The sequence below is a fragment of the Mesorhizobium sp. f-mel genome (assembly GCF_053850215.1).
The window spans coordinates 40820-61734 of sequence record NZ_JBSPTO010000012.1; the positions used below are offsets into that span (position 1 = coordinate 40820).

Below are 20915 nucleotides of genomic sequence, written 5' to 3' on the forward strand. Positions count from 1 at the left end.
CGGAAGCCCTCGGCATTGGGTCGGGTGCATCAAGCAAAGAGCTGAAAAATGGAAAATATGGACCTCCCGGAGCAATCCGGTCCCAGCAGCCTCATTGGACCGGCTGCCCGTGCCCCCGACGCCGATGGCTCGTTCGCCACGACCGTCAACGGTGTCGTCGTGAAGTTTGCCAAGCCGGAGCCGACCGGCGGGCGCGTTCTCGAGAAGGCAGGTTTCGATCCCTTCAACGACCACGTGTTGATCCTGTTCACCCGTCGCGGGTCGCGTTCGATCGGCCTTGACGAGACCGTCAACCTGGCCTTGGCGGGTACCGAGGTGTTTCGCGCCTTCAAGAGCGATCGCATCTTCCGCTTCACGCTCAACGGCTACGGCTTCGAATGGGGTGTTGCTAAGGTCTTGGTGCAGGAGTTGCGCGATTCCGGGCATGTGGGCCGCGACGAGATCGTGGTTCTCGAGCGCGACGGCGACGAGATCGAGCTGCCGCATGACGGCGTGATCAATCTCGCGCCGGGTGGCACCGAGAACCTCCACACCGAGAAACGCCTCATCACGGTCTACTTCGAAAACGATCCGCGTGAGATCCCGCGTGGCAAGTACTCGACCGAACAGCTGGTCAGCCTGTTCGGCGTCCAGGCGGGCTACATCTTGGAATATCTCAACAACGAAGGTCAGCTGATGCCCCTGGGACCGGACGGCGAGCTCCGCGTCAAGGACGGGATGAAGTTCTTCGAACAGGTGCCGTGTGGAGGGTCGTCGTGAGCGACCCTTTGAAGGAGTTCGCCGGCTTGCAGGCGATGCATGACAGCGCCGTCCTCCTCAAGGAGGGCGGCCGGCATGTCGCGCTGTTGCCTGCCTTCGGCTTCTTGGCGTGTGGCCAGTCGCAGCGGATGGACCTCCTTCTCGTTCCCTTCGCACACTCCGGCTACATCACCCGTCTGTTCTTCGCGCAGCAGATCGCGGGGCGCGGCGCCAACTGGAACCAGCACCGTGTGGTCGAGCGCAACTGGTGGGCTCCGTCCTGGAATCATGTGCCCGCCACATTGAAGTGGACGCAGATGCTCTCTGCTCACCTGAGGGCCGTGGCATGAAGATCCGATTCAAGATCACGCAAAAGCTGCTCGACACGATACGGAGTGACCTGCGAAGGCCGCATGCGATCGCGCACGAACGCGTTGGTTTCATTGCGGCGGGATTGGCCGCTGCCCATGACGAGCTGCTTATCCTGGCGCGCGATTACCGCCCGGTCGACGACGCGGAGTACCTTGATGATCGGAGCGTCGGCGCCATGATCGATGCGTCTGCGATCCGCCGCGCTCGTCAATGGGCTATCAACGGCCGCGCGGCGATCTTTCACGTCCACAACCACGGCGGACGCGGCGTTCCCGGCTTCAGCAGCGTTGACAACCGCGAGAACGCGAAATTCATTCCCAATTTCGTATCCGTCGCGCCGTTTGCGGTGCACGGCGCCATCGTCCTCAGCGACACGGCCGCCTTCGGGCAAGTCTGGCTGGGTCGGAACGAACCGCATCCCTTCATCACGACATTCAACGCAGTCGGCGTGCCGACCAGCATGTGGAGCGCAGCATGACCCGGCTTGAGCGACAGAGTTTCCTTGGGGCGAATAGCGAGAACATCTTGCGCTCCGCAACGGTAGGAATTGTCGGCGCCGGCGGCGGCGGCTCCCATATTGTGCAGCAGTTCGCGCATATCGGAGTTGGCGGCTACGTCATTGCCGATCCGGACTTTATTGAAGATACGAACACCAACCGCCTGATCGGCGGCACCCTCGATGACGTGGCGGTCGCGCGGCCGAAAGTCGATATCGCGGCGCGCATGATCCGCGGGCTCCAGCCAGACGCGCGGATCGTCCTCGTGCCGGGAAAATGGCAGGATGCCGTCGACGATTTCAAGCAGTGCGATGTTATCGTCGGGGCGGTCGATAGTTTCAAGGACCGCGACGAGCTTGAACGCTTTGCGCGCAAGCACCTTATTCCTTACGTCGACATTGGGATGGACGTGCACGCCATCGGGGGTGCCGGCCATCTCGTCACCGGGCAAGTTATCCTCTCGATGCCGGGCGAGCCCTGCCTGCGATGCTGCGGTCTGATCACTGATGAGAGGTTGACGCAGGAGGCTCAGCGTTATGGCGCTGCGGGTTCGCGGCCCCAAGTGGTGTGGTCGAACGGTGTGCTTGCTTCAACCGCCGTCTCGATCGTGACGCAGATCCTGACACCCTGGTTCAAGGGTCCGCCTGCGTTCGTGTTTCTCGACTATGACGGCAACAAGGGGTCGATCACGCCGAACAAGCGCATGGCGATGCTCAAAGGGTGCGCCTGTGCACATCATCCGATGGATGAAGCCGGCGACCCGCTCTTTGACGTTCGCACCCAGCAGGTTCGCCCCCGGCCGGCGGCACGCGAAGTAATTCATCCGACGATCGCGAGATCGTGGTGGCAGCGGGTCTGGGATTGGCTCTCGGGCTAAGGACACCTCGCCACCGCGGATGGATGCTGACCGTGGCGGCTACCACGCGTTACGCAGGCATATCACGGTAAACATTGGGAAAAATGTAAGAGTGGACGATTCTGGAGGGTAGCCTTCCAGAATCGTCCACATTTCAGTACGCTTGCGCCCATTCACCTCTGACTACCGCAGGAACCATGACCGAAGGCAAAAAATCCGATCTCGCCACCGACTATCTGAAGCTCGCGCGCATCGCCCTTTCCGGCCGCATTCAGGATGTACAGCTCATGCTGCACCGTGCGGCCAAGCGGTACCGCACCAGCGAAGGTCCGCTTGCGGATTCGCTCACCACCCTTCTTCAGGAGTCGCCGACGCTCTCCTCGCCGCTGCGAAAGCAGGCGGAAATCCCGCTGCCAGTTGATCTCGATTCACGCCTGCATCTGTTGCGCGTTGAAACAGAACCGACAATTGACCACGAACCTGTATTCGCGCCCGAGTTGGCGGCGGCCCTAGACCAGATCGTTGCGGAGCGGCGCAACGCGGCCTCACTCAATCGGGCCGGCCTCCAGCCGACCCGGTCGGCGTTGTTCGTCGGTCCCCCGGGCGTTGGAAAGACGATGGCAGCGCGGTGGCTTGCGCGCGAACTCAAGCGCCCACTACTGATCCTTGACCTCGCCGCTGTCATGAGCAGTTTGCTCGGTCGAACGGGCGGAAATCTGCGCCACGTTCTTGATTACGCAAAAGGCATAAACTGCGTCCTTTTGCTTGATGAACTCGATGCCATCGCGAAACGGCGCGACGATCAGGGCGAAATCGGCGAATTGAAGCGACTTGTCACGGTTCTGATCCAGCAGATCGATGATTGGCCGGCTTCCGGCATTCTCTTGGGCGCCACGAACCATCCTTCACTGCTGGATCCTGCAATCTGGCGCCGTTTTGAAACCCATATTTCGTTCCCGCTCCCCAACCAGGCCGCCATCGCGCAGTTCCTGACCGAAACCTTAGCGCCGGTCTTTCCGCACACGCCGGCATGGACCGCTCCGCTCGCCGTCGCGTTCGCAGGCAAATCCTTTAGCGACATCGAGCGCGAGCTTGTATCGGCCAGACGCTATGCCGCGATCAACGATGTGCCGCTCGATGATCGCCTGGCCATCCTCGCGGGACGTCAAGTTACCGACAAGGCCAGTCGCATCGCGGTCGCCACAGCGCTGGTGGATCACGGCCTCGTCTCGCAGCGCAAGGCGCGTGTGCTGACAGGCGTCGCTCGCGATACAATTCGAAACCGGGCCGCGCCGAAGCGCAAGCTGCGCCGTCGAACCGACCGAGACACGCCATGAAGAAGCAGAACTTTCTCCTCGGCAAAGGCGAACGGCTTATTGAGGACGTCGTGGGTGTCCGCGGCGGCGGTCCAAAAGACCATCCCTACACGTTCGCGGCTGCGCGGCAGCGACTGACCCCGATGCTGTCAAGGACCGTGCGCAGCATCGACTCCTTGCCGGCGGAAGCGTGCCCGGACGATCGCGCCGTCGCGACGATCACCTTGAATCCGGAATACATTGCGAAGTCCTACTTCCCCGACCGGCTCCTCGAACGGTTGGGGCTTGATACGGTCGGCAGCCGGCCTCGCCGCATCACACCCGAGAAGCGTTCGAGAGGCCGCGAGCCCGAGGAAACGATCACAACCGAGCTTTTCGTGATGGGAACCCGCGCCGCATTCCGGGCCTGGCAATCATCGATGCCGGGATGGAACGAGGGGGCACCTGCTGCGGAAGAACTTGCGACGATTGAGCAGGTCGGCGTGGTACGAACCCGTGAAAAACTGAAGGGCAGTCTGCCGAAAGCGGGCAAGGCCGTTCTTGAAGCGGTGCTTCATGCCGACGGACCGTTGGGCCTGAAGCGCGTGCTCTCGCAGTTCAGGGAGTATCTTAAGCAGATCGGCATCGATCAGCCCCTGAACCGGCGGTTCTTCGCAGGAGGGCTTTGCTTCGTCGAACTGGAGGCACCAGCCACGCTTATCGAGCGCATTGCTATGTTCGCGCCCGTAAGAGCGCTCCGGCAGATGCCGGCACTGCGAATGCTTCGCCCGGCGTTCCGGTCGTCCCGCATCCCGATCGAAGGGGTTCAGTTACCCAGAGAAGCGGCACTCGATACGACTATTCGGGCGGCCATCTTCGATGGGGGGATTCCCGACAGGCACCCGATCCGCAAGTGGGTGAATGCGATCGATCCACCGGGTATTGGCAAGCCTCTCGGTTTTTTTCAGAAGCACGGCCTCAGCGTCACGTCGGCATTTTTGTTCGGTCACATCGATCCGACGAAGCCCATCCCCAAGCCCTATGCCACAGTCGATCACTACCGCGTTCTCGACGTCGGGACGCTGACCGAAAACCGCTATGAACTCTATGATGTTCTGGGACGCATCGACAAAGCGCTTGTCGATCATGAGTATGATTTGGCCAATTTCAGCCTTGGGCCGGAACTGCCGATCGAGGACGACGAAGTCCACGCTTGGACCGCGGTGATCGACGATCGGCTGTCCCGAGGCACGGTTCTTGCCACCGTCGCGGTCGGCAACAACGGGGACGGATCGGTTGTAGACGGGTTGAACAGGATTCAGGTCCCGGCTGACTGCGTGAACGCAATCGCGGTCGGAGCATGCGACGCGCCTGATGCGGTTTGGAAACGATGTGGCTACAGCTCTATCGGCCCTGGCCGGAGCCCGGGATTGGTAAAGCCCGATTTCGTTGAGTTTGGCGGATGTCTCCAACGGCCGTTCATCGTGCTCGGCGACAATAACGCCGTGGAGCTTGAGGCGACGGAAGGAACGTCCTTTGCGGCACCCTCCTCGCTTCGGCTCGCCGCCGGGATTCGGGCACACCTTGGACCGACCATCAGTATGCTCGCGGTGCGCGCGCTGTTGGTGCATTGCACGGAGACCACCGATCTGGCGTGCGCCGAAGTAGGACGCGGCCGCGTGGCGCGGTCGGTGCAGGACATCCTCCTCTGCGACGACGATACGGTTCGCGTCATCTATCAGGGCAGCATTGCGCCGACGCGCTACATTCGGGCGCCGATTCCTGTCCCACCCGGTTCAATTCCTGGCAAAGTGAGGATCACAGCGACTCTCTGCTATCCAACCGGCGTCGATCCTCACCACCCTGGCAACTACACGCGTGCCGGTCTCGAACCAACATTTCGGCCGCATGATGAAAAACGGAAGGACCCGAAACAGGTCCATGCCGATAGCAAGAGCTTCTTCGGCAAGACGCAGAAAGGTCTTATGGAGGACGAACTGAGGCGCGATGCGTGGAAATGGGAGAACTGCCTCCACACATCTGTTTCATTTCTTGGCCAAACGCTGCAGAATCCTGTGCTGGACATCCACTACAATGCCCGCATGGGCGGGCGAAATTTTACGCCTGATGTTGAATTGCCTTACGCGCTTGTTGTCAGTGTCCAAGCCAAGCAAATCCAAGATCTGTATGAACGTATTGTGAGAAAATATGCCCTTCAGCTGGAAACGTTGCAACCGGTGATCGATATCCCAGTAGCTGTCTGAATGAGCGGAAAAGGTCTGCTGTCAGGCCTTTGCAAAAGTGACCTGTACGCCGAAATAAGGCGCGAAGCGGTTCGTTGGCGATGCGCCTTACCTCGAGAACGCGCCAACAACAATGCCGTTTGAATTACCCGAGTTCGTGGATGGCGACGTCGGGAATGACCGACTTCGCAATCTCGCATAAGTGCTGATGATGGGTGAGATAGATCACCTGGCCTACACTGGCCATCTCGCCGAACAGGCGGAAAACTTCCTCCGACCTGAGATGGTCGAAGGTTTCCATGATGTCGTCGGCGATGAACGGAACAGCGGGCCTGAGCTTGGCAAACTCATAATATCCGGCGAGGCGTAGAGCCAGGTAGAGCTGGAAACGCGCGCCTTTCGACAGAGCGTCTGCGACTTTCGATTGGCCATCCTGCTGCGTTGCGATGAGGACCTCGCCGCCCTTTACCGGCTGGGTCGTCAAGCCTGTGTACTGGCCCCGCGTGATCAGTGCGAAGGCGTCGGAGGCCTCGCTCATCATTCCAGAGCGGTGACGTTCTCGATAGACCCGGAGCGCGCTCGCCGCCGACATCACCCCAAGCTTCAATTCGATATAGCGGACGGCCTTTTCCTCGATTTCGAGAAGGACAGTGCGGCGCTCGGCATCAATTTGGGCAACTGCGCTGTCGCCGCCAATCGCATCGAGTTTGTCGACGGCCCGGGTGCGCCGGACGAGTTGCTGTTGCAGTGAGTCATCGAGGTCGGCGAGGCGTCGCTCGCCTTCCGCCTTTTCGATTGCGAGCCCGTCGAGATCGAGGCCTTGGAGCAACGAGCGCGCCTGGATGATGTCGTCGACGGCGAGCTCGCTCGACAGTTGTTCTTCAAGTTCGACAAGGGCAGTGCGCAGGCGGTCTCGCTCGCGAAGCTGTTCATCGCGCGCGACGACCTCGGGCAAACTGGAGACCCCAAAGGCGTTCAACACATCCTGTTTTGTCGCCTCATGTGCCGCGCTCTCGATTTCCAGTGCATCGCGGCCATCCTGAAGCTTTTGGACATCAACCAGGAGATTCGTCCTCGCCTCGCGAGCGCGCTCGGCTTGTTCGAGGCGCTCTGTCAGCCTGGCGGTCACCTGTTCTGGCGCGTCGTCGCTCGCACTCTCGCCGGCCTGAGCAACAAGGCGGGCAACCTCTTCGGAAAAAGCAACCTTGTCGGCCTCCATCTTGCGGATGCGGATACGCATGGCCTCACGATCCTGCAGGGCCTTAGAGAGCTCAGATAACTGATCAAGCACGCTGCCAAGCCCGGTTCCGGCCACGCCCTCCTCCAGCCAGGTGCCCTTGAGCGTTTCCTTGACTTCCGCCTGCCATGCGCCCTCTCGCCGCTCGGCAATTTCAACAGCGAGCCGCCTAGCAGCCAATTCCTCTTCCTTCGCAGCCACACTCCTCAGCGCCTCCGCTCGTTCCGCATCGACCTTCGCCTGCCTGTCCAGAAAGCGTTCAGCGGCTACCGCCATTGCCTCGATGGCCTCACCAGCTTCCGACTGAATTCCAACACTTTGAAGAGTCGCAGCCATTCCGAAATGAATTCGCTCTCCTTCGGCTGTTGCGCGTTCAATCCTTGCGCGTGCGAGCAGGATTTCGTCCCAGGCGGCAAGCCCGTCGGCGCGGGCGGAAATGCGCTCTTCCAGCATTGCTATCAGCAGGTCGAGCGACTGGGCCTGGCAATCCTCAAGCAAGGCGCTCGCAACTTGCTTGATTTCAGCTGACGCCGTTTCTGCGCGCTGGGCCACCCCGGCGAGTTGGCAGCTCACGCGCTCTATGGCGGCTTCCGTCTCGGCCGCCTTTTGCTTGATTGCCCGAAGATCCGCCAGCTCGCCTGCATGGGCTAAACGAGCCGCGCCGACGTGATCGTCCTTAGCCAATGCTGCGGCAAAGACATCTGCGGTTTCGGCCGTGAGGTCGGCTCGGTGGCTTCGCCAGGCCTCGTCTCTCTCATCTCGTATGGCTGCCGCTGTGTCATCGTCGGCGAGATCGACCGAGGCGCGGACAGCAGCCATGCGTGACGAAGTAGATACCCGGCTTTGCTCATGCTCAGCCAGGCGCTCGGAGAAGACTGCCTTTTCCTTTTCAAGATCTGCAGACAGTGTTTTCCACGAAGCAATGTGCGTCGCTGTCGGCACCGACATCTTCGAAAGTGCGTCCGCATCTCCCGACCACGGCCGAAGGCGCCGCATCGCATCGGCCAGCTTTGTTTGCCGCTCGTCCTCGAACACACGCGCTTCTCTTATCTCGCGTGCGTGATAGCTGGCTTTCGCCTCTGACGCGGCTGCCATCAGCCTGGCCCTTGCGGGCTCGGGCACCGCCCTCTCCTCGCTGACCCGAGCGCGGGCAGCGTCTAGCCCGTCAAGCGCGGCAGCGGCTTCGTCGCGGGCCATCCGCAAGCTCGTCGTGATGCCGGAGCGTTGCTCAACCATGTTCCGAAGCGTGCCGACCACAAACGCCGGCAGTATGAGCCGGGACGGATCCTGTTCGGCCGACTTGCCAAGCGCGGCGAGACAGTTCGCCACCACCTGGTCAAGCATCTGGACTTCCATCTTGCGGGTCGGCAGATCCATGCCTGCGGACACATAGCGTGCCTTGCGATCGGCAAGTCCGCGCACCTGTTCGGAGATCGCCAGCACGGCATCGTCGACAGCGATTGCTGCGATCTTTGCCTTCGCCCGGTCGATCTCGTCGGCATTGGCCTGGAGGCGGGTCCTCAACCGCGCGTCCTGATCGATCAAATCGGCGACGCTGCCGCTCCAGGTCCGTGGTGGGGACGGAATGTCAGGCAGCTCAGCCAACCTGGTTGCTTTGCGCTTGATCTCCGCGAGGATCGGAGAGGCGCGCGCATATCGGTCGATTGTGGCGAGACGCGCCGACAACGCCGAGCGCTCAGCCAGGCTGCGATCATACTTATCCTGGGCCTCGACCCGTTCAGCCTCGAGCGCCTCGAATGTCGAGGCCAGGGTGTCGATCGTCTCCTTGCGTGACTTGAGCTCCGCGAACCGCTTCTTCAGCAGCGCGATTTCTGTAGTTTGGGCCTGTTTTCGGTGAAGCCCATCTGCCTCCGTCTCTAATGCGGCCAAAACGTCACTAGCATGACCGAGCCCGGCGCTGGCGGTGAAGAGGAGCTTGCCGAGATCACCACGGGATTCAAGGATCGCCTTGCCACCTGCTTCCAGCGTCTCGTCATCCAGTGAGAACATGCTGCTGTAGGCATCACGGGACAATCCGGCGAGGTGAGCCGAAATGGCAATCTCGCTCAGCGGCTGGCCTTCGGCGTCGTGCAGCGAGTTGCTGCGGCTTTTGGTGCGGGAAACGGCAAGCGCCCGCCCCTCGAATTCGAGCAGTCCGCCGATGCGCATCGAGCTGTATTCGTGCAGGAAATTGTAGCGGCTGCGCTCTTCAATGCCGAAGAGCAGATCAAGATACGCGGAAAGCGCCGTCGATTTGCCAGCCTCGTTCAAACCGAACACGATATGCAGATCAGGGCCAGATAGCGGCTTCTCTCCGAAGTCGATCGCCTTATCGGTGAACTTGCCGTAGCGCGTGAGATCGAGGCGCCGCAATCTCATCGCGTTCCACCTGCCTTGAGGCTGGCTGCGACCAGGTCGATGCCGCGTGCAAGCACGTCATCGAGAAACTGTTCGAGCCCCGCCTCGTCCTTGCCCGCGAAGGCGCGCGCATCGGGCGGCAGGTCCGCGATCGTCTTCAGCACGAATTCTCGCGCGTCGGACCGAAATGCTTCTGAGCCCGCATTGGCGCGCATGGACTGCGCGAGCTCCAAAGTGGGATCCCCAACGCTTGTCAAATCCCCGACACCAGGAGCCGAAAGAGCAAGCTCCACCTTCTCCACCCAGGTATCGCCCACCTGCTCCGCGGCTTGTTCGGCTTCTGCGACAGCCAAGTCCCGGTCGCGGATCATCGCCCATGAAAGCGCAGAAGTGCCAATCAGGCCAAGCCGGGCAACAAGGTAGCGGGTTCTGGTAGTCTCCCGGGATTGCTCGAGCCCTGATCGGATGCGGGCGATGGCCTCGCTCCATTCCAACGCCCCAGTCAGATCGACGTTCACTCGCTCGAACTGCGCCACGCTGGTGAGCCTCTCCTCGATCTCGACAGAGCGATCGTCGCGAATGGTCACCAGCGTGACCGACTTCTCGCCGGCCTCGTTGATATCCCTCCCCTGAGGGATTCCCGGCATGACGAGCGTGTTCGCGCCGGAATACACTTGGCGGACGTGAATGTGGCCAAGCGCCCAGTAATCAAAGCCGTGGCCGTGCAGGTCGGCGACGCTGCAGGGTGCATAGGGGTCGTGGCCTGGCGAGCCGGCCAGGCTGGTGTGCATGAGGCCGACATTCGCCGCTCCGTCTTGCGGGCCTGCATATTTGGGCAACAGGCTTTCAGGTGCCTTTGGGCTGGCGAAGCTCAGCCCATGAAAAACGACATCCACCCCCGCGCCAGACTGGATCACGGATTGGGAGCGGCCGCCAAAAGTCGTCACAGTATCCGGCAGCACGAGTTGCTTCGTAATCCGCGACATGGCGTCGTGGTTGCCGCGGATCATGTAGACCCTGATGCCGGCCTGGTGCAGGCGCGTCATCTGGGCGGCCAGAAAGCGCGCTGTCTTCATAGAGGTCTGGTCGCCATCGTAAAGATCGCCGGCAATGACCAGAGCGTCGACACACTCCGCAAGGCAAAGATCCACTATTGCGGCGAATGCCTGGCGGCTGGCATCGCCGACGAGTTCGGCGAGTTCGGAATTCCGCAGCGCGAGCGAGCGCAGCGGCGAATCGAGATGGATGTCGGCCGTATGAACAAAACGAAATGCCATCCGGGGCGCTCTCCAGGCCCGAACAGACGTTCAGGCAAATGCCGATACTAAGTCCAAGTCGGCCAAACCGTATGGCGAACGGCCACGGCTCTCAGGACTTCGGTAGCAAAGTCCGACAGCGTTGGGCAACAGTCCTGGTGAGTCTCGCGACATCAAGCTCGGCCCGAGCGACGATCTTTGCACGACGTACTTGGCCTGATCAGGTTTTCGGTTCTCGGGCGTCAACCATTGCGTGGATAAGCGAAGCATTTGCAATGGTGCAGGTCACAATCATCCGGCAGGCGCCTTTTATATCTCGCAAAAAACGCTACTCTGAATTCGGGGGGTGGGGTCAATGCAATCTGCTGATAGTTCAGAGTTAGTAAAAAATGATGGTGCGATAGCGGATAGCTCGCCTACCCCGAGCATCCTCGCTGACGTTGCGTCCAGCTTCACTTATGCATCATATCAGAATGCGATCCCGGTTATCCGGTCCGTCCGGCTCGATAACGATTCTGCCCGCAGTCTAGAGAACTGCCGGCTCGAACTGACGTCGTCGCCATCATTCCTGCGGCCGAAAACCTGGACGGTCGACCGTCTCGTTCCTGGCGACAGGCTTCAGTTGAGCGACCGCAAGGTCGAGCTCGACGCTGGCTACCTTGCCGGTCTGAATGAGGCCGAGCGGGGTGAGATCACGTTGCGCCTGACCGCGGCGGGTGAGGTCTTTGACGAGCGACATTTGACTGTCAGGCTGCTCGCGCGCGACGAGTGGGGTGGCGTTGCCGATATGGCGCAATTGCTTCCAGCCTTCGTGATGCCAAATGATCCTGGCGTGGCGGCGATTCTGAGGGCGGCAGCAGAACGGCTTGCCGCGCACGGCCATCCGAGCGGCCTCGACGGCTATCAATCGCAAAACCCACAACGGGCATACATGCTGGCCGCCGCCATCTATTCGGCGATCTCCGGCATGGGATTGCACTATGCCGAGCCTCCCGCCAGCTTCGAGAGCCGCGGCCAGAAAATCAGGCGCCCCACGACCATCGCCGAGGAGCGCCTCGCGACTTGCCTGGACACATCGCTTCTCTTCGCAGCTGCTTTGGAAGCAGCAGGATTGCATCCTGCTGTGCTGATGTTCGACGGGCACGCGGCTGTTGGGGTCTGGCTAGCCAAGCGCACCTATGCAAATGCGGTTGAAACGGATCAGATGGAGGTCCGCAAGGCACTGGCGTCGCGCGAATTCATCGCGTTCGAAACCACAGGCGTCACGCACCGGCCCGCGCTGACGCTCGAGGCTGCGCAGAATGCGCTCAGTGTCCGCCTTGCCGAAGAGCAGGCGCATGCCTTCGTCGCAGCCATCGACGTGCGACGATCGCGCAGCGGCGGCATCACGCCGCTCGCCTCGCACGAGCCCGTCCGGCGCAACACCGCCGATGAAGAGACTGCCGCCGTTACGGCTCTGCCGCTTCCTGCCGCGCCAGCAATGGGCGAGTTGCCGGCCGAGGCCGTTGAAATCAAGCCCACCACAGCGGCGGGGCGCATCGATCGCTGGCAAAAGAAGCTGCTCGACCTGACGCTCAGGAACCGTCTGATTAATTTCCCAGACTCGAAGAAGACGATACCGTTCCTGTGCACGGACGTGGCCTATCTGGAGGACAGGCTGGCGAATGGCGCTGCGGTTCGGCTCATTTCCCTGCCCGAGCAAAACCCTTTAGGAGAACGAGACGCAGAGCTCTATCGCGATGTTCACGGTCGCGATCTGCAACGTGGGTTCGCGGCTGAAGCGCTGCTCAGGGATGAACTCGCCTCCACGTTGGATGCCCGCCAGTTGGAAGCGAGGCTAATCGACCTCTACCGGCAGGTTCGCAACGACTTCGCCGAGGGTGGAGCAAATACGCTGTTCCTCGCTGTCGGTTTCCTTCGCTGGAAGAAGAAACCGGAGGATGAACGCAGCTACCGGGCGCCGCTGCTGCTGGTGCCGGTTCGGCTTGAAAGGCGGAGCGCGAGTTCGCGCTTCACGATCCGCTTCCATGAGGACGAGCCACGCTTCAATGCCACGCTTCTTCAGTTCCTGGAGCGGGATTTCGAACTTCGTCTTCCCCAGTTCGCTGGCGATTTGCCGCTCGACGACAGCGGAATCGACGTGCCGCGCATCCTGTCCTCGATGCGACAGGCGGTCCGCGATGTCCCTGGCATGGAGGTGATCGACGAGACCGCGCTGTCGACGTTCTCCTTCGCAAAGTTCCTGATGTGGAAGGACCTTGTCGAACGCACCGACGCGTTGCGTCAAAACAGGGTCGTTCGCCACCTCATAGACACGCCCGAGCAGGCCTTCGAGAGCTCAGACGGTCAGTCGACCTTTCGCGATGAGGCAGAGCTGGATCGTGCCTATGAGCCCTCAAACATCATAAGCCTCCTTCCGCTGGACTCGTCGCAAACATCCGCAAGCATGGCGGCAGCCGAGGGACGCGACTTCGTCATCGTCGGGCCGCCCGGGACGGGAAAGAGCCAGACGATCGCCAACATGATCGCCAACTGCCTGGGGGTGGGCAAGACGGTCCTGTTCGTGGCCGAAAAGACCGCGGCCTTGGATGTCGTTTATCGCCGGCTGCGCGAGCACGGACTTAGAAATCACTGCATCGAACTGCACTCGAACAAGGCCGATCGCAGGCATTTCCTCGCCCAACTGAAAGCGTCTTGGGAGCATGGAGGCCGCGCAGACGCGTCGCAATGGATCGCCATCAATGAGCGGCTTCGCCTGCGCCGCGACGAGTTGAATGCTTATGTGGCGGCACTTCACAAGCCCTATCAGAACGGTTGGACGCCCTATCTGGCATTGGGCATTGCACTCAAATCGAATGATCATCCGGCACCGGCGTTCACATGGCAGACGCCCGAAGGGCATGACGCACAAACTCTTCTCGCACTGGAGGAACTGGCCGCACAGGTCGGCCTGGTCTTTGTGTCGGTCGAACGTCAGCCGGCGTTGGAGCTGATCGATGTTGCAGAGTGGAGCAGCGATTGGCAATTGAGGTTGCTGGCTGCGGCGACGTCTCTGCACTCCGCCATCGGCCAAATGATGGCATCGATGCGAGACTTCCAGTCCGGTCTCGGTCTTGCGCCTAGTGAGACGTTCTCGCATGCGGAACTCCAGTCGCTCACGGGCCTGGCGCAGATTCTGGCTGAGACCCGCAATCGCGATATCTCGATTGCGTTCGACCGGGATTTCTCCAGTTTTGGGGAAGCGGTTGCCAAACTGGAACGCTCGATAGAGGCATATCGAGAGACCGAGCGCAGCCTTTCCGCCAGCTATGACGTCGCGACTGTTCGTGACCTCGACCTGGACGCCCTGGACCGCCAATGGCGTGATGCGGAAGCATCGTTCTGGCCTAAATCGGCGCTCGGCAAAAGCAAGATCCAGAAACTGCTTCAAAGCCGGGCACAACGCGGCACCGCCGACCCCGGCAAGCAGCTTCCCCTGCTTCGCCGGTTGAGGGAGTTTCTGGCGGCGGTCGACCAAAGTCCACTGGCAGGCAAGCCACTGCCTATCGAAGGTCTGGCAACGGACGTGAAGGCCGTCGCCGGCATCCTCGATCTCGCCCGACGACTTCGCGTGTCACTTCGCATTCCTGGACAGAGCCCAGACGAGTTCCGGGCCGTCATCCGTTCCGTCGCGCCAAGTTTGCGTGGCACCTTTGAGAACGACCGGCTTCGCGAAGCGGGCGACAGGCTGCTGGCAGCTGTCGAGGGATTCCGAGCTGCGAGAGTGGCGTTCGGCGAGAGTGCGGCACGCGAGCTTCCGGATCCTGCGGATGGTCCGGGCCTTGAAGCGATCAGAGCCAAGCTGATCGCGCTAGCAGGCGCCCGAAACCTGCTTCGCGATTGGTCGGCCTGGTGCCGGATCAGGAGGCAGGCGGTCCAGCACCATCTTGCGCCTCTCGTTGAGCAGATCGAGACGGGCACGATCCCTCCTGACCAGGCGCGGTCGGCCTTTCGTCTGGGCTACGCAAGATGGTGGTTGCCGACGGTTGTCGACGGCGACGCGGTATTGCGAAACTTCCGCAGGTTCCAGCACGAGAATGCCATCACGGAATTTCGTGAGATCGACGATCTGGTGCGCACGCAAGCCACCCAGCGCGTCGTCAGCGCGCTCGCGCACGGACTTGCGCCGGTCCAGAGCGTTTCACGCAACTCAGAACTGGGCTTGCTGCGACATCAAATGGAGCTTCAGCGGCCGAGCCAGTCCATCCGCGACATGATCGGCAAGATGCCGCAGAGCTTCGCCAAGCTTGCCCCTTGCATGTTGATGTCGCCGCTTTCGATTGCGCAGTACCTTCCTCCCAACCAAGCGCTGTTCGACGTGGTGATCTTCGACGAGGCATCGCAGATCACCACCTGGGACGCCGTTGGGGCCATAGCCAGGGCGCGGCAGACGATCATCGTGGGCGATCCTAAGCAGTTGCCGCCAACCAATTTCTTCGGCCGCAACGAGGATGAAGGGGAGGTTGCTGACCATGAAAAGGATCTGGAAAGCATCCTCGACGAGGCACGAGCGTCCGGGATCGCGGTGCGTGATCTCAGATGGCACTACCGCAGCCGAAGCGAGTCGCTGATCGCGTTCTCCAACTATCACTATTACAGCAACCGCCTGGTCACGTTTCCCTCGCCGGCGGTGGACGATCGCGCGGTTCGCCTGCACCGGGTGCCGGACGGCGTCTACGATCGCGGCAAGAGCCGCACGAACAAGATCGAGGCCATGGCCGTCGTGGGCGAGGCAGTCAACCGCATGAGGGACTGGCTGGCGCTGCCGGAAAACGGACGACCGACGCTTGGCGTGATCACGTTTAATGCGCAACAACAATCGTTGATCCTGGACCTGCTGGATGCCGCGCGCCGGGACCATCCGGAACTCGAATGGTTCTTCGCCGAAGACCGGGTCGAGCCGACGATCGTGAAGAACCTCGAGAACGTCCAGGGTGATGAGAGGGACGTGATCCTGTTCTCGATCACGTTCTATCGAGATGCCTCCGGAAAGCCACCCGCGATGGACTTCGGGGCGTTGAACCGAGACGGCGGCGAGCGCCGCCTCAACGTCGCCGTAACACGCGCTCGCCAGGAGCTCATCGTTTTCTCCGGCTTCACCGCAGACCAGATCGATCCTTCGCGAAGCAAGGCGATTGCGGTGCAGCATCTGAAGACATTCCTCGACTACGCCGATCGGGGCCCAATTGCGCTGCCCGCCCAGGATCTTGGATCGGTCGGTGGTTTCGATTCGCCATTCGAGGAGGCAGTCGCAGAGCAATTGGAGCGGCGGGGATGGACGGTCGTTCCGCAAGTCGGGATTTCAGACTTCCGCATCGACTTGGGAATCCGCCATCCAGATATGGTTGGGGCGTATCTGGCAGGCGTCGAATGCGATGGGGCGACCTACCACCGGTCGGCGACGGCAAGGGACCGTGACAAGGTTCGCGAGCAGGTCCTGACAGGGCTCGGCTGGACCATCCTGCGCGTTTGGTCGACGGACTGGTGGTTCGACGCAAAGGGATGTGCCGAACGCCTTCACACCAGTCTAGAGACCCTGCTTGAGGAGAGCCGGGCCCGTCCTTCGAACGAGCAGACGGAGGAGGTGACGACGCGCTGGGAAATGGGTCAGCAGATCGAGCCGACAAACGAGCCCAGCGATCAGACACCGGCCCCGATCGAGGAGCCCCTGCTCCTCCCGGCCACGTCCGAGGTTGAGCTGGTTTCGGCAAATGGTCCCACAGCTCCCGAGCCCTCGGGATTTGGAGCATTTTCAACAATGGTCGGCGAGCCAACCCAAAACCAGGGCGAGCAAGGACGTTATCGTGTGACGGATCTAACCGACTTTCGGCCGGACCCCGAGCAATTCTTCGAGTTTAGCTACGGCACCACGCTGCGCGGGATGATCGAAGCCGTCGTTGACGTGGAGAGCCCATTGCGCTCCGACGTTCTCGCTCAGCGCATTGCACGAGTTCACGGTTGGCTGCGCACGGGCGGCCGCATCCGCGAGAGGATCGACCTGAACCTGCGAGATCTGGATCGCACGCAGGAATCCAGCGGCGAATTCATTTGGAAAAAGGGCGGGCTCTCGGATCTCCTTCCCTATCGCCACCCGGTCAACGAGGAAGCGCGACGTTCAATTGCCGACATACCGTTGGCCGAGCTTGCCTCGGTCGTGATCGACAATCCCGGACTTCTCGACATGCCCGATCCCGCACGCGACATGGCCCATCTTCTTGGAGTTGAGCGCCTTGCCGCAGTATCGCGCGCGCGGCTGGACGAGGCGATCGCCAGGGCGAGACAGCGTATTGCTGGATCCTCCTAGCCAGAGTCCTGCAGGAATTCGCTAGGGTTTTTATGGGGGAAGCATAATGGCGGGGACGCCGATTGATGATGTTGTCGACTGGTCGACAAAGCTCTCGACCTGGAAACAGGACGCTCTGCGGCGGCTGGCGATCAGCAATGAGCTCACAGATGCTGACATTGTGGCTCTGCTGGCGATGGTCAAATACGCGGCCGGCTTTGCGCTCACTTCGGCGCCGCCCGCCCCGATACCGTTTACGAAAGCGCACTTTGGGAACGGAGAATATCAACCGATCGTCCTCAAGCGCATCGCCAATGTCGAGAATGTGAACCGGCTGGTGCCCAAGGCATCTCTCACGTTCTGTCCCAAGGCTTTGACGATCATCTACGGTCGCAACGGGAGCGGCAAAAGCGGGTTTGTTCGGATCTTTCGCACCGCTTGTCGGACGCGCGTTGAGAACCCAGCTAGACTGAAGGTTCTTGCTGACGTTTACGGAAGCACGCCCGGCCCTCAGACAGCCGACATCGTGATCGATGCCGGCGAAGGCGAGGCAATAGTTCCTTGGTCGCCAGGCAACGCAGCGTCGCCGCAGCTCATGCAAGTTGCGGTGTTTGATACGGCCTCCGCCGAGCTTTACGTCGACGGCGGAAATCAAATCCGTTTTCTTCCTTTCGGACTGGCCCTGCCGCATCGGCTCAACGCAGTCTGCATTACCTTGAAGGAGAAGCTGGAGGCAGAACGGGCGAAGGAAGTCGGCAACAAGGTCGAACTGACTGCGCTCGCGTTTCCTGCCCAGCACGGCACTGCGGCTCAGCTCTTCAACAAGCAGCTGAACAAGTCCACAACCGATGCGCAGATTGAGTCGGCAACGACGTTTACCGAGACGGACCAGCAGCGTCTCGCTGAACTCACCTCCGCCCTTTCCGCAGGCGCTGCCGCCGCTGCCGACGTCACCGCGCTTTTGAAGTGGACAGATGCGCTGCTGCTGGAGGTCGGGGCTGTCGGATCGGCATTCGCAGATGCAACACTGGACGAGCTTCGAAAGCTCCGCGCTTCAGCAGTTGCAGCACGCCAGGCAGCGACGGTAGCCGCTAGCGAGTTGTTCACCGATGAACCTCTGCCGGGTGTCGAAAGCGGTGCATGGCGGACACTTTGGACGGCGGCTCGCAATTACTCGCTGACAGAAGCGTATAAGGACAAGGAGTTCCCGGTTCTGGTGGCAGACGGCGGCGCTGCTGCATGCGTGCTATGCCAGCAGCCCCTTTTGCCCGACGGTGCTGCCCGCATGCAGCGTTTCCAAAAATACATGGACGACACACTCGATGCCGCCGCCCGGGAAGCTGAGAAAGCCGTCGAAGACGCCCTGGGAAGCATGCATGCCTTGGCTCTCCTTGGCGCCTCCGATTTTGCCGACCGTCTCGAGCAGGTAAAAAGGCGGGACGAGATGCTCGCTGGCGCCCTCGCAACCCTCCAGGCATCGGCGGTGGCACGGCGAGCGGAGGCCCTCGGGCGATTGCGGGGCGAGAGCAGTCAGACAATTCCTCCTCTCGTCGTGCCGATCGAGCAGCTGGAAACTTTCGCGCTCAAATTGAAAGGCGAGAAGGATGGACTAGCGCAGGCGGGAGACAACGAAGAGCGGATCAAACTCCTGGTGGAAAAGACGGAGCTTGAGGACCGCAAGCTGCTTTCCATCAACAAAACGAAGCTCACCGTGCGACGGAATTTGCTCATCGTTGATGCCGCCTACTCCAAGGCTCTCGCCGACGTTCAAACTCGTGGCATTACGCAGCGCGCGAATGAGCTTGTCGATGCCCACCTGACAACAGCCGTCGTCACGCGTTTTGATGCCGAGCGCGCCCGCTTCGACATCATGCACCTCAAGGTGGGCCTCGCACGCAAGAGCAATCAGACAAAGGCGGAATTCGAGGTCGATCCCAAGACAAAACTGGCCAAGGTCACCTCGGATATCCTGAGCGAGGGTGAGCAGCGTGCCTTGGCTCTTGCCGGATTCCTGACCGAAGTTGCTTTGACCGACGGTTCAGGTCCGATCGTGATTGACGATCCCGTTTCGTCGCTCGATCGCGATCGAAGTGCAAGGGTCGCCCAGCGGATCGCTGAGGAGGCAACCAAGCGACAGGTCATCGTGTTTACGCACGATATTGTGTTTTTCAATGAGCTCAGTCGCGCAGCTGATGAAGTGGGCATCGAGCCCGTCACGGTCGCACTTTTTAGCGACAAGGCTGCCGCTGGCAGAGTGGATACGGCAGGGATGCCGTGGAAGGGGCAAAACGTCGGCAAGCGCATCGGGCTGTTGAAGAACGACTCAGCACAACTGACCAAGCTGCTTGCGACCAGCCCGGCCGAGTACGAGTACCGTGTGAAAAACCTCTATGGCCGATTGCGCGACACCTACGAGCGCGTGGTGGAAGAGGTGATCTTTCGGAATATCGTCCAACGCGGAACAGATGTTATCAAGACCCTGGACCTTCGCTACGTTCGCCTTTCCGATCCGCTGGCAATTCGATTTCACGAGGGCATGACCCGTGCAAACACGCACAGCCACGACAATCCGGCGGCCGACACTGTGGGCGTTCCCCTTCCTCATGAATTTGCCGCCCATATTTCTGAGATTGAGTCCCTAATTGTCGATCTCAAGGCTGAGAGCGAAGCTGCAGAAGCGGATCGCCCGCAGATGAAACCCAAGAAATAAGAGTTAAGTGTCCTTCGCTAACCCTCAAACTGTTGCCGATTTCGATGTGCACTTGATATGCAGCGCAGTGTGCATATATTGTGCGACATTGGAAAAAAGTTTGACCATGACTCAGGCCCAGTTCGCACACAACACGATGGTCTCCGGCTTTGTTGACAGCCTTCAGGAGCCGCGGACGCCCTATATCTCGCCGAAGCGCCTCTCACAGGCGCTGGGCGTGAAAGTCGCCAATCTGGCACAACTGACCGGCGTGCACCGCAATACGCTGCGCAACCCAGCCTCGGAGCGCCTGCAGGGCAGGATGCGCGAGATGGTCAAGGTGATTTCGGCCGCGACGGAACTCACCGGTGACGTCGACAAGGCGATTTACTGGTACCGCAACGAGCCGATCGCCGACTACGGCCATCGCACCGCGGCCGAACTCGTTGCCGACGGCCAAGTCGAGGCGGTCCTGGCTTTCATCCGTGATCTTGAGAACGGGGCGCGTGGGTGAAGATCACCCGCATCGGTCCGGACGAGATCTTCTATCGCTATCTGACACCCAAATGGGCTTTCCTGCCTGTGAGTGGCGCGGGCGCAGCAATCGATGGTGGCCGTTTCAATCGACCGGGTGTCGAAGCGCTCTATCTATCCCGTTCGGCCCAGACGGCGCTCGAGGAATATAGGCAGGGCGCCAGCATCGTCCCACCGGCAACGCTTGCCGCCTACAAGATCAAGCTTGCCGAAGTCGCCGACCTGTCGCAGGGGTTTGATCTGAATGTCTGGGACAACGCCTGGCGAGAATGGGATGTGCCTGGCGCCAGATCGCTCGCATCGAGAAGAAAGTTCCGCCCTCCTGGAGGCTCGCGGACCTAGTCTAGTCATCACAGCCGGGATGCGCGGCATCTTGTTTCCGTCGCTGCGTCACGCCGGCGGCACCAACCTGGTCATCTTCCCGGCCAACCTTGTCGACGGTGCCAGCGTCGCGGTGCATGATCCTGATCACCAGCTGCCGCACGATCAGTCTTCGTGGCCATGACTTTGGCGACTGT

Annotated in this window: 14 protein-coding genes and 1 pseudogene; 12 read left to right on the top strand and 3 right to left on the bottom strand. The window is 60.9% G+C overall.

Annotated elements, in window-relative coordinates; all coding sequences use genetic code 11:
* Positions 1-48 precede the first annotated feature (48 nt).
* The 6 genes from ACWUKX_RS16610 to ACWUKX_RS16635 all read left to right on the top strand — a co-directional run bounded on the left by ACWUKX_RS16610 (position 49) and on the right by ACWUKX_RS16635 (position 6022).
* On the top strand, positions 49-759 hold the full coding sequence (locus ACWUKX_RS16610; RefSeq protein ID WP_456007965.1) for a multiubiquitin domain-containing protein: 711 nt from the start codon (positions 49-51) through the stop codon (positions 757-759).
* Positions 756-1088 carry a hypothetical protein gene (locus ACWUKX_RS16615; protein ID WP_456007966.1) on the top strand — a complete coding sequence of 111 codons (333 nt, stop codon included), beginning with the start codon at positions 756-758 and terminating at the stop codon, positions 1086-1088. The genes ACWUKX_RS16610 and ACWUKX_RS16615 overlap by 4 nt, the downstream gene beginning before the upstream one ends.
* Positions 1007-1588: a hypothetical protein gene (locus ACWUKX_RS16620; protein WP_456007967.1), complete on the top strand. Its 582-nt coding sequence runs from the start codon at positions 1007-1009 to the stop codon at positions 1586-1588. The genes ACWUKX_RS16615 and ACWUKX_RS16620 overlap by 82 nt, the downstream gene beginning before the upstream one ends.
* Complete coding sequence (locus ACWUKX_RS16625; protein ID WP_456007968.1) at positions 1585-2484, top strand: HesA/MoeB/ThiF family protein; 900 nt, start codon at positions 1585-1587, stop codon at positions 2482-2484. The genes ACWUKX_RS16620 and ACWUKX_RS16625 overlap by 4 nt, the downstream gene beginning before the upstream one ends.
* Positions 2485-2660: 176 nt before the next feature.
* On the top strand, positions 2661-3800 hold the full coding sequence (locus ACWUKX_RS16630) for an AAA family ATPase (protein ID WP_456007969.1): 1140 nt from the start codon (positions 2661-2663) through the stop codon (positions 3798-3800).
* A complete protein-coding gene (locus ACWUKX_RS16635) occupies positions 3797-6022 on the top strand; it encodes a S8 family peptidase (protein WP_456007970.1) in 2226 nt (741 codons plus the stop codon). Before ACWUKX_RS16630 ends, ACWUKX_RS16635 begins: the two co-directional genes overlap by 4 nt.
* Before the next feature lie 124 nt (positions 6023-6146).
* Here ACWUKX_RS16635 and ACWUKX_RS16640 read toward each other — a convergent pair whose 3' ends face one another.
* Entirely contained in the window at positions 6147-8495 is a 2349-nt protein-coding gene (locus ACWUKX_RS16640) for an ATP-binding protein (RefSeq protein WP_456008062.1), read from the bottom strand.
* On the opposite strand from ACWUKX_RS16640, the gene ACWUKX_RS16645 reads away from it, so the two are divergent.
* The gene (locus ACWUKX_RS16645; protein WP_456008063.1) at positions 8463-9032 is read left to right on the top strand and encodes a hypothetical protein; all 570 of its coding nucleotides are present in this window, start codon (positions 8463-8465) and stop codon (positions 9030-9032) included. The two genes, ACWUKX_RS16640 and ACWUKX_RS16645, sit on opposite strands and share 33 nt — an antisense overlap.
* 42 nt (positions 9033-9074) lie before the next feature.
* On the opposite strand, the pseudogene ACWUKX_RS16650 reads toward ACWUKX_RS16645, so the two are convergent.
* Together ACWUKX_RS16650 and ACWUKX_RS16655 are read right to left on the bottom strand one after the other, a co-directional pair.
* Positions 9075-9617, bottom strand: a pseudogene (locus tag ACWUKX_RS16650) (ATP-binding protein); the annotation flags it as partial.
* Positions 9614-10873, bottom strand: coding sequence for a metallophosphoesterase family protein (locus ACWUKX_RS16655; protein ID WP_456007971.1), 1260 nt, complete (start codon positions 10871-10873; stop codon positions 9614-9616). The gene ACWUKX_RS16655 and the pseudogene ACWUKX_RS16650, both read right to left, overlap by 4 nt.
* 334 nt (positions 10874-11207) lie before the next feature.
* On the opposite strand from ACWUKX_RS16655, the gene ACWUKX_RS16660 reads away from it, so the two are divergent.
* From ACWUKX_RS16660 to ACWUKX_RS16680, 5 genes are all read left to right on the top strand, one after another.
* Positions 11208-17195: a DUF3320 domain-containing protein gene (locus tag ACWUKX_RS16660; RefSeq protein WP_456007972.1), complete on the top strand. Its 5988-nt coding sequence runs from the start codon at positions 11208-11210 to the stop codon at positions 17193-17195.
* Between the two features lie 46 nt (positions 17196-17241).
* Positions 17242-19884 (top strand): AAA family ATPase, encoded by a 2643-nt coding sequence (locus ACWUKX_RS16665; RefSeq protein ID WP_456007973.1) that lies wholly within the window; start codon positions 17242-17244, stop codon positions 19882-19884.
* A 106-nt stretch (positions 19885-19990) separates the two neighbouring features.
* Positions 19991-20377 carry a hypothetical protein gene (locus tag ACWUKX_RS16670; protein WP_456008057.1) on the top strand — a complete coding sequence of 129 codons (387 nt, stop codon included), beginning with the start codon at positions 19991-19993 and terminating at the stop codon, positions 20375-20377.
* Complete coding sequence (locus ACWUKX_RS16675; RefSeq protein ID WP_456007974.1) at positions 20374-20739, top strand: RES family NAD+ phosphorylase; 366 nt, start codon at positions 20374-20376, stop codon at positions 20737-20739. Before ACWUKX_RS16670 ends, ACWUKX_RS16675 begins: the two co-directional genes overlap by 4 nt.
* 19 nt (positions 20740-20758) lie before the next feature.
* Entirely contained in the window at positions 20759-20902 is a 144-nt protein-coding gene (locus tag ACWUKX_RS16680) for a hypothetical protein (RefSeq protein WP_456007975.1), read from the top strand.
* The last annotated feature ends 13 nt before the right edge of the window (positions 20903-20915 follow it).